Origin of the sequence: Telmatospirillum sp. J64-1 (genome assembly GCF_006980715.1) — a bacterium.
Taxonomy (GTDB): Bacteria; Pseudomonadota; Alphaproteobacteria; order Rhodospirillales; family Magnetospirillaceae; genus Oleiliquidispirillum; species Oleiliquidispirillum nitrogeniifigens.
On record NZ_SBHN01000046.1, the window covers coordinates 1 to 10,763 of the forward strand.

12 protein-coding genes are annotated in these 10,763 nt (G+C 63.7%); 9 read left to right on the top strand and 3 right to left on the bottom strand.

Annotated features, from left to right (window positions below):
• Positions 1 to 770: 770 nt before the first annotated feature.
• The 6 genes from EPD66_RS23150 (at position 771) to EPD66_RS23175 (ending at position 6,258) form a co-directional block, all read left to right on the top strand.
• Complete coding sequence (locus EPD66_RS23150; RefSeq protein WP_185961586.1) at positions 771 to 1,541, top strand: SDR family NAD(P)-dependent oxidoreductase; 771 nt, start codon at positions 771 to 773, stop codon at positions 1,539 to 1,541.
• Between the two features lie 86 nt (positions 1,542 to 1,627).
• Positions 1,628 to 2,602: a tripartite tricarboxylate transporter substrate binding protein gene (locus EPD66_RS23155; RefSeq protein WP_255448624.1), complete on the top strand. Its 975-nt coding sequence runs from the start codon at positions 1,628 to 1,630 to the stop codon at positions 2,600 to 2,602.
• A gap of 71 nt (positions 2,603 to 2,673) precedes the next feature.
• Entirely contained in the window at positions 2,674 to 3,606 is a 933-nt protein-coding gene (locus EPD66_RS23160; protein WP_185961587.1) for a 2-dehydro-3-deoxygalactonokinase, read from the top strand.
• Positions 3,607 to 3,637: 31 nt separating this feature from the next.
• Complete coding sequence (locus EPD66_RS23165) at positions 3,638 to 4,108, top strand: tripartite tricarboxylate transporter TctB family protein (RefSeq protein ID WP_142850936.1); 471 nt, start codon at positions 3,638 to 3,640, stop codon at positions 4,106 to 4,108.
• Between the two features lie 9 nt (positions 4,109 to 4,117).
• Positions 4,118 to 5,629 (top strand): tripartite tricarboxylate transporter permease, encoded by a 1,512-nt coding sequence (locus EPD66_RS23170; RefSeq protein WP_142850937.1) that lies wholly within the window; start codon positions 4,118 to 4,120, stop codon positions 5,627 to 5,629.
• 2 nt (positions 5,630 to 5,631) lie between these two features.
• Positions 5,632 to 6,258 carry a 2-dehydro-3-deoxy-6-phosphogalactonate aldolase gene (locus tag EPD66_RS23175; RefSeq protein ID WP_142850938.1) on the top strand — a complete coding sequence of 209 codons (627 nt, stop codon included), beginning with the start codon at positions 5,632 to 5,634 and terminating at the stop codon, positions 6,256 to 6,258.
• 91 nt (positions 6,259 to 6,349) lie between these two features.
• On the opposite strand, the gene EPD66_RS23180 is transcribed toward EPD66_RS23175, so the two are convergent.
• Positions 6,350 to 7,300 (bottom strand): dihydrodipicolinate synthase family protein, encoded by a 951-nt coding sequence (locus EPD66_RS23180; RefSeq protein WP_142850939.1) that lies wholly within the window; start codon positions 7,298 to 7,300, stop codon positions 6,350 to 6,352.
• 208 nt (positions 7,301 to 7,508) lie between these two features.
• Here EPD66_RS23180 and kduD point away from each other — a divergent pair, with 208 nt between their 5' ends.
• The gene (gene kduD, locus EPD66_RS23185) at positions 7,509 to 8,273 is read left to right on the top strand and encodes a 2-dehydro-3-deoxy-D-gluconate 5-dehydrogenase KduD (RefSeq protein WP_142850940.1); all 765 of its coding nucleotides are present in this window, start codon (positions 7,509 to 7,511) and stop codon (positions 8,271 to 8,273) included.
• A 28-nt stretch (positions 8,274 to 8,301) separates the two neighbouring features.
• Positions 8,302 to 8,994, top strand: a complete 693-nt coding sequence (locus EPD66_RS23190; protein ID WP_142850941.1) for an HAD family hydrolase — start codon at positions 8,302 to 8,304, stop codon at positions 8,992 to 8,994.
• A 238-nt stretch (positions 8,995 to 9,232) separates the two neighbouring features.
• Here EPD66_RS23190 and bfr (EPD66_RS23195) read toward each other — a convergent pair whose 3' ends face one another.
• Together bfr (EPD66_RS23195) and bfr (EPD66_RS23200) are read right to left on the bottom strand one after the other, a co-directional pair.
• Positions 9,233 to 9,712 (bottom strand): bacterioferritin, encoded by a 480-nt coding sequence (bfr, locus tag EPD66_RS23195; RefSeq protein ID WP_142850942.1) that lies wholly within the window; start codon positions 9,710 to 9,712, stop codon positions 9,233 to 9,235.
• A gap of 21 nt (positions 9,713 to 9,733) precedes the next feature.
• A complete protein-coding gene (gene bfr / locus EPD66_RS23200) occupies positions 9,734 to 10,231 on the bottom strand; it encodes a bacterioferritin (protein WP_142850943.1) in 498 nt (165 codons plus the stop codon).
• Positions 10,232 to 10,476: 245 nt separating this feature from the next.
• Here bfr (EPD66_RS23200) and EPD66_RS23205 point away from each other — a divergent pair, with 245 nt between their 5' ends.
• A complete protein-coding gene (locus EPD66_RS23205) occupies positions 10,477 to 10,593 on the top strand; it encodes a DUF1289 domain-containing protein (RefSeq protein WP_185961588.1) in 117 nt (38 codons plus the stop codon).
• The last annotated feature ends 170 nt before the right edge of the window (positions 10,594 to 10,763 follow it).

The following is a 10,763-nucleotide window of genomic DNA, read 5'->3' on the forward strand; positions in this document are numbered from 1 at the left end:
ACGTAGACCGCCGCCAGAGATCAAGCTCTGGCGGCGGTTTTTTTAAGGGCAAAGCAGCCTCGATTTGCCACCTAAAAGGCCGATCCTCCCCCGCGCAAAGGTCTCCATGCTGAGGAGCCGCGAAGCGGCGTCTCGAAGCATGAACAAGCGTTCCACCCTCTTCTAACAAGCTGGGGAAAAGCTCCTGTTTTTCTCGTCATTCCCGCGCAAGCGGGAATCCATGCTGCCGCAGTGTCGGTATTGAGCGGTTTACATCTCCACAAGCCCCCACATGGACCCTCGCTTTCGCAAGGGTGACGATTCGGCGCAGACGGCGCCGTCTTTTTCCGCAACCTGCTAAAGGAAAGGGGGGCGTGGCCCTTGGCGGGCTTGGGCAGAGCCCAGAATCCCTTGAGGATCACTCTCTTGCCGTTACCCTCGCGCCTATGATGACGCTCGACGCCATGCGCGCAAAGCCTTGGTGTCTTTGTGTCTTGGTGGCCCTTTGCGGCATGAAAAAACCTCCGAGGCGCCAAGGTCACCAAGAAGCCGGTTTCGAGGGTCTCGACGTCTTCATTCAAGGCGGGAAGCCCTCTTTTTTTGCCTGGAGCGGCGCAAAGGAGGAGGCATTACAGGATTGCGACTGTTGTCTTACAAGCTGTTGACAGCGCGAATTTCCCAAGAATATACTTTTTACCGGAACATAGTTCCACATTGTGGGATTAATGAAGAGAGGCTGAAACGTTCCCGTCCGGGGACGATCGGTGTCTCCCTGTCAGCAAGGGCTAACGATGACTCGGATTTCTGATCTCTCCGACAAGGTGTATCTCATCACCGGCGCCTCCACCGGCATCGGTGCCGCCCTGGCGAAGGGTTTCGCGGCGCAGGGTGCCCTGGTGGCGGTCCATTACAATTCCAACGAGGCGGCGGCTGCCGCCGTGGTGGACGGCATCCAGGCGGCGGGCGGCACGGCCATCGCCATCCGGGGGGATCTGTCGAAGAAGGGCGCCATCGAAGAGGTCGTCGCCGCCACCGGCAAGCATTTCGGCCGTATCGACGGCCTGATCAACAATGCCGGCAGCATGGTCCGCCGTTGCCCCATCGCCGATTTCGATGACGACCTGTTCGACGAAGTGGTCGAGCTGAACATCCGTTCGGTGGTCAATGGCTGCCGCGCGGTGATTCCGTGGCTGCGCCAGGCCGGCGGCGGCAACATCCTCAACGTGACCTCGATCGCCGCCCGCATGGGCGGTGGCGTCGGGGCCGTATTCTATGCCTCGTCGAAGGCCTTCGTCAGCAACCTGACCCGTGGTCTCGCCAAGGAATTGGTCAAGGACAACATCCGGGTCAACGCCGTGGCGCCGGGCGTCATCACCACGCCCTTCCACGAGCGTCACACCTCTCCGGAAATGATGGAAGCCTTCGTCCGGACCATCCCCATGGGACGGGCCGGAACGCCGGAGGATTGCGTCGGCGCTTTCCTCTATCTCGCTTCCGACGAACTGAGCGGCTACGTCACCGGCCAGATCATCGAAGTCAATGGCGGCCAGTACATGCCCTAGCCAGCGCAGATTGGAACCGCACCGCCAGGCCCGGTCCTGGCGGTGCAATGGGCTGTAAGAACTGAATAAAATTGGGAGCAATGTCCATGCGTAAGAAGATTCTCGCCCTTTCCGCCGCCGTCCTGTCCGCGGCTGTCTTCCTGCCGATGCAGGCGGCCCAGGCCGCCTGGCCCGAACGGCCGATCACCTTCATCGTTCCGTGGAGCGCCGGTGGCGGCACCGATGCGGTGGCGCGCATGCTCGGCACGCTGCTGGAGAAGGAACTGGGGCAGCCGATCAACGTGGTCAACCGTACCGGCGGCAGCGGCGTCGTCGGCCATCAGGCGATCGCCTCCGCCCGGCCCGACGGCTACACCATCGGCATGGTGACCATCGAGATCGCCATGATGCACTGGCAGGGCCTGACGAATCTGACCTACCGGGACTACACGCCGCTGGGTCTGGTCAATGTCGATCCGGCCGGTGTCCAGGTGGCGGAAAACTCCCAATACAAGAGCGGCAAGGACATCATCGAGGCTGCCCGCGCCAATCCCGGCCGGATCAAGGCTTCGGGTACGGCCCAGGGCGGCGTCTGGCACCTCGCCCTGGCAGGGATGCTGCAGGCCGCCGATGTCGATCCCATGGCGATCCAGTGGGTGCCCAGCCAGGGCGCGGCCCCGGCGCTGCAGGACCTGATGGCCGGTGGCGTCGACCTGGTGACCGTGTCCCTGCCGGAAGCCAAGTCGGTGGTCGATGCGGGCCGCGTGCGCAACCTGCTGGTCATGGATGACGAGCGCAATCCCGACAATCCGGACGTGCCGTCCATCAAGGAAGAGCTTGGCGTCGAATTCGCCCTGGGCACCTGGCGCGGCGTGGCCGCTCCGGCCGAACTGCCGCAGGATATCGCCGACAAGCTGAGCGCCGCCCTGGAGAAGGTTCACGCCAGCCAGGAATTCCGCGACTTCATGGCCCAGCGCGGTTTCACCCCCGTCTGGATGAACGGCGCCGATTATCAGGCCTTCATGGCCAAGAATGACGAGGAACTGGGCAACCTGATGAAAGCCATCGGCATGGCGAAGTAAAGCCCGCGCCGGGGGGATGCGCGTCATCCCCCCGGCCTGTTTTACGCCGGCCGTTTTTCATGAAGGTTGTCATGCACGCACCCGCTCTCATCGCCCTGGACTGGGGCACCAGCTCCTTTCGTGCCTATCTGCTGTCCGGGGAAGGAGAGATCCTCGAACAGATCTCCCGCCCGCAGGGCATCATCACCGTTGCCCCCGGCCAGTTCGAGACGGTCTTCGAGGATGCGGTCGGCCACTGGCTGGCTGCGCATCAATCCTTGCCGGTCATCGCTTCGGGCATGGTCGGCAGCCGCCAGGGCTGGATGGAGGTTCCCTATGCCCCTTGCCCGGCCGGTACGCAGGAACTGACGGCGGGGCTGACCCTCTTGCAGACCGCCAAGGGGCGGCGGCTGTGGCTGGTGCCGGGCCTGCGCTACGAGGATACGGACGGTATCCCCGATGTCATCCGGGGCGAGGAAGTGCAATTGGTCGGGGCCGGCGAGGGCGGGCAGATGCGTGACGGCGTCTATGTCTTCCCCGGTACCCACAGCAAATGGGCCGTGGTCGAGGGCGGGCGGATCGTGTGGTTCGCCACCTTCATGACCGGCGAGATGTTCTCGCTGCTGCGCCAGCACAGCATTCTCGGCAGGCCGATGACTGACGGTCCCGAGGATGCCGCCGCCTTCCGCAAGGGCGTCGAGGGCGGCCTGTCGAACAGCGGTTTGCTGAACCGTTTGTTTTCGGTGCGCACCTACAGCCTGTTCGGCATGATGCCCGATTCCAGCCTGTCCTCCTATCTTTCCGGCCTGCTGATCGGGGCGGAGATTGCCGAGGCGCGGCAGCGCCTGGGACAGCGGCAGGCAATTTCGGCCCTGACGGTCGTCGGCGGGGCCAAGCTTGCGCCGCGTTATGTCCAGGCCCTGGAGCATGCCGGCCTGACCGCCCGCGCCGTCGGCGAGGAAGCCACGGTCCGTGGCCTTTTCCATATCGCCCGGACGGCGGAATTGTGCGTGACGGCCGGATAAGGCCGCGGCAAAGAATACAAGGGAGACGACCATGCGCATGAACGACGCGATAAGCGGGATTCTCCTGCTTATTCTCTCGGCCTCCATCCTGATCGTGGTCGCCGATTATCCCACCATCCCCGGACAGGATATCGGACCGGCAGCCTTCCCCAGGCTGCTGGGAATCCTGTTGCTGATCGCCTCGCTGGTCCTGATCTTCCAGGGTGTGCGGGACCGGGCCAGGGGTTGGATCCGGCTTGGCGAATGGACCCGCTCGCCGCGTCATCTGATCAATGTGGCTTTGGTCGTCGGCGGTTTGGTCTTCTACATCCTGTTTTCCGAGGAACTGGGCTTCATCCCTTGCGGGGTGCTGATCCTGTCCGCCCTGTTCCTGTCGCTGCGCGTGCGTCCGGTGCTGGTGCTGCCCATCGCCGTGCTGGCGACGTTGGGCATTCACACCGTCTTTTATCAGTTCCTGCGGGTCCCGCTGCCTTGGGGCTTGCTGCAAGACATGGCGTGGTAGGGGGCGGTGATGGAGCTTTTCAATAACCTGATGCTGGCCTCCCAGCTCGTCCTCGATCCCTATGTCCTGCTGGTCATCCTGGGGTCGGCCATGTTCGGGATGCTGGTCGGCTGCATTCCCGGCCTGACCGCGACCATGGCCACGGCGCTGCTGGTGCCGATCACCTTCTTCATGCCGCCCGTCGCCGCCGTCGCGGCCATCGTGACCGCCACCGCCATGGCGATCTTCTCGGGCGACATTCCGGGCGCTTTGCTGCGCATGCCCGGCACCCCCGCCTCGGCGGCCTATGCCGACGAGGCCTATGCCATGACGCGGCAGGGCAAGGCCGGTACGGCCCTGGGGGTGGGGCTCGTCTTCTCCGCCATCGGCGGACTGATCGGCACCATCATCCTGATGAGCTTCGCCCCGGCCCTGGCCGAGTTCGCGCTGAACTTCTCGTCCTTCGAGTATTTCTGGCTGATCCTGCTGGGCCTGTCCGGGGCGGTCTTCATCGGCAGCGCCAGCGCCTTGAAGGCGGGCGTGACGCTGATCCTGGGGCTGCTGGTGGCCGCGGTGGGGATGGAGAACCCTGCCGCCCATCCGCGTTTCACCTTCGGCAATTCCGAGCTTCTGGGCGGCGTCAGCCTGATCCCGATGATGGTGGGGATGTTCGCGGTCTCCGAGATCTTGCGCTACATGGTCAACACCAACCCCGATCTGCGCGTCGAGACCGGCCGGATCGGCGGCATCTTCAGCGGCGTCAGCGATGCCTTGCGGCGCTACCGCATGGGGCTGGCGCGCGGCAGCCTGTTGGGCACGGCCGTCGGCATGCAGCCGGGGGCGGGTGCCGACATGGCCTCGTGGCTGTCCTATGCGGTCAGCCGGAAATTCTCGAAGGAGCGCGAGAAATACGGCACCGGCCATGTCGAAGGCATCGCCGAAAGCAGCGCGGCCAACAATAGCGCCCTGGCCGGGGCCTGGGTTCCGGCGCTGGTCTTCGGCATCCCGGGCGATTCGATCACGGCCATTGCCATTGGCGTGCTCTATCTCAAGGGCCTCAATCCCGGCCCGACCCTGTTCCTCTACAATCCGGAAAACATCTACGCCATCTTCATGGTCTTCGTGCTGGCCAATATCATCATGCTGCCGCTGGGCTGGATGGTGATCAAGCTGGCGGGGAACATTCTGCGCGTGCCGCGCAATATCCTGATGCCGGTGATCCTGCTGTTCTGCGTGGTCGGCGCCTTTGCCATCAACAACACCGTCTTCGGTGTCACGCTGATGCTGTTCTTCGGCGTGCTGGGCTTCCTGCTGGAAGAGAACGGCTTCCCCGTCGCACCGGCCATCCTGGGCGTCGTGCTGGGGAGAATGCTCGAGGAGAATTTCGTCACCTCGATGATCAAGGCCGACGGGAATTTCCTCGTCTTCTTCGAGCGTCCCATCTCGGCGGTGCTGGGTGTCGTGACCCTTTCCATCATGCTCTGGCCCCTGGCGGCGCGCTTGTTCCGCAGGGGTGACAGAATTTCCAAGAAGGCGGCCTGATCATGTCTTTCCATTCCTATTTCTCCGATTGTCCCCTGGTGGCGATCCTGCGGGGGGTGGCGCCGGAACAGGCGGTCGAGGTAGGGCAGAGCATCGCCCGGACCGGTATCCGCATCCTGGAAGTACCGCTGAACAGTCCCGATCCCTTCGTCAGCATCGCCCGCATGGCCGATGCCCTGGGCGAGACTTGCCTGGTCGGGGCGGGGACGGTGACCAGCGTGGCGGCGGTGGACGAGGTGGCGCGGGCCGGTGGACGGCTGATCGTCTGCCCGCATACGGATGTCGCGGTGATCCGGCGGGCCAAGGAACTGGACATGGCCTGCCTGCCCGGCATCGCCACGCCCAGCGAAGCCTTCGCCGCCCTGGGTGCCGGGGCCGACGGCCTGAAACTGTTTCCGGCCGAGGCCATGCCGCCGGCCGTCCTGCGCGCCATGCGCACCGTCCTGCCGACGGGCACGCTGCTGCTGCCGGTCGGCGGCATCACGCCCGAGAGCATGGCGGCCTACAAGGCGGCCGGGGCGGCGGGATTCGGTATCGGATCGGCTCTCTACTCGCCGAAACTGACCGTCGAGGAGATCGCTGCGCGGGCAGCGGATTTCGTCGCTGCTTGGCGCAAGCTGGAGGCCTGACGCAGGCCACGAAAAAGCGGCGGTTCCGAGAGGAGCCGCCGCTTTTTTGCGGTCATGCCCCCGCCGTTTCCGGCAGGGGCCGGAGGCAAGGTTACTGCGCTGCCTGGGCCGACAGGGCCTGGCGATGGCGCTGCTCTTCGCGCAGCAGGGCCTGGGCGGCCGAGCGGATGGAGGAATGATGGGCCGGATCGGTATTCGACAGCAAGGGCAGGATCGGCCCCATATCGGCGATGCCGGAGAAGGTCACCGCGTCGTGCAGGGTGGTCAGCGGCGAGATGCTGTCGCGCAGGTCTTCCAGCGGCAGGAACAGGGCGCGCAGCTCTTCCGCCTTTTCCAACTCGCCCGCCTTGACTGCCGCCAGGATGGACATGGACAGGGCAGGCGCCAGGGAGACGCAGCCGGAGGTGAAGCTGTTGAGGCCGAACTTGCTGAGATGGCAGACGGCCGGGCGTTCGCCGATGCCGCTGATGACGCGGCTGCGGTCCACTTCCGCCAGCAATTCTTCCAGGAAGGGGTCTTCAGCCGGATTGGGACGGACGAAGCCGTATTTGATGGTCTGGGCCACGCCGTCGGCGACCAGCTTGCCGGCCAGCTTGGGCGTCAGATAGGTGGCCGACTTGATATACAGGATGACCGGTTTGCCGAAGCGGTCGGCGAAGCGGCGGATGCCGGTGGCCGCGCCCTCGGGCGTCGCCGGAAAGGTCATGGGCAGGACCATGGCGGTCGGGATGGCGGCATCGCGCAGGATGTCGGCCTGATCCATCATCTTCCCGTAATCCGGGCCGACCGAGGGAATCAGCCAAGTATCGGGCCGGCCGCTCTTGCCCAGGAAGTCGATCAGGGTGACGAAGTCCTTTTGGCCGATATTGTAGAGATTGGCGTTCCCGCCATACAGCACCACGCGGACGCCGCCATCCTCCAGATGGTCGAGCAGGCTGCGGTTGGCATCCCAGTTCAGGCTCAGGTCGGCATTCAGCGCCATCGGGGGCACCGCAATCACCGAGGTCGCCAGAGCCTCGTTCGTCAGCTCGCTTCTGTTCATTTCGCCTTCCTTGCAAAGAGTGATGGCCGGGGCCGGTCGGGCGTAGAGGCCATGCCCGACTTTGACAATTTGTATTACAAGCTGTCAAGGGGAAAGGGCGCGCCGGAAGGAGGGCGGCAAGGGAAGGAAAGAATTTGACAGGGTGGAAGAGGCGGGTAGCCTGTGCCTCCCTGGATTTGGACGCCGGAAGAAAGGAAGATCGATGAACATGTCAGGCAGATTCAGTCTTGCAGGCAAGGTGGCCCTGGTGACCGGGGGCGCCAGCGGGATTGGCCAGGCCATTGCCATCGGCATGGCGGAAGCCGGGGCGGATGTCGCCGTGACCGCCAACCGGCGGGGCGCCGACGAGACGGTGGCGGGAATCGAGCAAGCGGGGCGGCGTGCCCTGGTTCTCCCGGTCGATCTGGCCGGTCTGGACACTTCCGGAGCCGAAGCGCTGCTGGACAAGGTGGCCGAGGAATTGGGGCCGGTCAATATCCTGGTCAACAATGCCGGGATCATCCGTCGCGCACCGGCGGCGGATTATCCGGACGAGGACTGGCAGGCGGTGATGGCGGTCAATCTGGATGCCGTCTGGCGCCTGTCCCGTGCCGCCGGCAAGCGGATGCTGGCGCGCAAGCAGGGCAGCATCATTTCCATCGCCTCGCTGCTGTCCTACCAGGGCGGCGTCTTCGTGCCGGCCTATGCGGCGGCGAAACATGCTGTGGCCGGGCTGACCAAGGCCCTGGCCAATGAATGGGCGGGGCAGGGCGTGAACGTCAACGCCATCGCGCCCGGCTATATCGCCACCGCCAATACGGCGGCCTTGCAGGCGGACGAGACGCGCAACCGCCAGATCCTGGAACGCATCCCCGCCGGACATTGGGGCTCGCCGGAAGACATCGCCGGGTCCGCCGTTTTCCTGGCCTCGCCTGCGGCACGCTATGTCCACGGCCATGTCCTGACCGTGGACGGCGGCTGGATGGCGCGCTGATCCGTCACTGAAAGGAAAGAACCTGCGCATGACCATGACCAAGGATGCGGTCGCAGATTTCTGGGATGCGATCTTCTTCGATTTCGACGGCGTGCTGTGCGATTCCCTTCATGCCAAGGCGGATGCCTATGCCGCCTTGTATGAAGGGCAGGGCGAAGACGTCCAGCAAGCCATCCGCGACTTTCATCTGGCCAATGGCGGGATGTCGCGGGCGGAGAAGATCGCGCGTTTCGAGGAGCGCCAGTTCGGCCGGGCGCCCAGCCCGGAACGGCTGAACGCCCTGGTCGAGCAATTCGCCGCCGCCGTGGAAAGCGCGGTCGTCGCCTCCGCCTGGATCGCGGGGGCGAAGGACTTCGTGGAGCGGCACCAGGGGCGGCTGCCCATGTTCATCATCTCGGCGACGCCGGAAGAGGAATTGCTGCGCATCGCCGAGGCGCGGTCGATGACGGCGGGGTTTACCGCCATTCACGGCTGGCCGAAAACCAAGGGCCAGACCATCTGCCATCTTCTCGACGAAGGGGGCTGGGCGCCGTCCCGCTGCGTGATGATCGGTGACGCCATCGTCGATTACAGGGCGGCGGAAGAGGCCGGTACGCCTTTCATCGGCGTCCTTGCCCCCGGCGAGACCTCGCCTTTCCCAGCGGGGACGACGGTGATCCCCGATCTGAAGGATCTGGAGGAGATGCTGTTGGCACTGGGCCGGGAGAGGGCAGTCGGCTGAGGGGGCGTGGGAACGGGGATTAGACCGTGATGCCTTTAATATGCGTCACAGTCTGAAAAGCGGCCATGCTTCGAGACGCCCCTGCGGGACTCCTCAGCATGAGGTCTATTTTGTTGAGAGAAAATAATGAAGTAGCCTCACCCTGAGGAGCCGCCTTGGCGGCGTCTCGAAGGGCGAGGCGGGTCCGGCGAAGGTCAGTATAAACCTAGAGCATGATGCGGATTTACTGCGTCATGCTCTAGCCGTCGATCTCGCCCATGGCCGATTGCAGGTAGTTCTCCAGGCCGACGCTGTCGACCAGGTTGATCTGCATTTCCAGCCAGTCGATATGTTCTTCGTTCTCTTCCAGGATCTCGCGCAGCTCATGGCGGGTCACGAAGTCCTGGCGGCTTTCGCACAAGGCGATGGCGGCGATCAGCGCATCATGTTCCTGGGTCGCCATGCGCAGGTCGTTGGCAAGGATTTCCGGGACGTCCTCGCCGATCAGCAGCTTGCCCAGGTCCTGCAGGTTCGGCAGGCCTTCCAGGAAGAGGATGCGCTCGATCACGTCGTCGGCGACTTTCATCTCTTCGATGGAATATTTGTAGATGACCTTGCCCAGATCCCGGAACCCCCAGTTCTTCAGCATGCGGGCATGCAGGAAGTACTGGTTGATGGCCGTCAGTTGAATCTTGAGGATGCCGTTCAGCGCGGAGAGGATGTCCTTGTCGCCCTGCATTCTTTTTGTCTCCGGTCTCGGTCAGCTGGCGGAGGAGGAAGAGGAAACGCCGCCCATGGCGGATTGCAGATAGTTCTGAAGGCCGATCTTGTCGATCCGGTTTAGCTGCTGCTCCAGCCAGCGGGTGTGGTCTTCCTCGGTGTCGTAGAGGAGCTCGCGCAGAAGGGCGCGGGTTTCGTAATCCTGTTCCTCTTCGCAAAGCGCGATGGCGGCGCGCAGGTCTTGGACGACCTTCAATTCGTAATCCAGGTCGTTGCGCAGGATCGACGGGACATCGGTGCCGATGTTCAGCGGATCGCGCCGTCCCACGTCGGGCTCGCCCTCGAGGAAGAGGATGCGGTTGATCAGCTTGTCGGCATGTTCCAGCTCTTCCTCGCGCTCATGCGCGATGCGTTCATAGAGCTTGTGGAAGCCCCAATTCAGGAACATCCGCGAATGGGCGAAATACTGGTCCGCCGCAGTCAATTCCGCAGTCAGCAGGGTTTTCAGCGTCTCGATGACGCGAGGACTGCCTTTCATCGACGCCTCCTGGTAGTCAGACTAACGGAGTAATAATGAGTCGGCGGGGGCGAAGTTTCAAGGCGAATTATGGCATAGAGTGTTGTTTTTCAAGTATTTATGCGACGTATTCGCAGTCGCGGGTGGAGTTGCCCAAATGTTGGTGAGAGGCGGCGCGAATCCGGACAGCTCCCTGTCCGGGGCGTTCCGCGATGGATCGGCGCCGAAGCTGTGCTATCAAGGCCCCAGCATGTGAGGAGGTTTGGATGAGCGAATGTGTCGGCATCTGCGTCATCGAGGACGGCTATTGCATCGGCTGCGGGCGCAGCCAGGAAGAGATCGAAAACCCGCCGCCCGAGGAAGAAGAGGGCGGCCAGGGCTGAGTTCCAAGCAAAAGCCCCCGCCGGTTTCCCGGCGGGGGCTGGTCTTGCTGTGCTGCCTGTTCTGTTAGGCGGGCAGCTTGACGGTATCGGCCAGCTGGCGGAACTGCTCGATCTGGTCGAAGTTCATGTAGCGGTAGATGTCGCCGGCCTTCTGGTTGACCACGGTGACC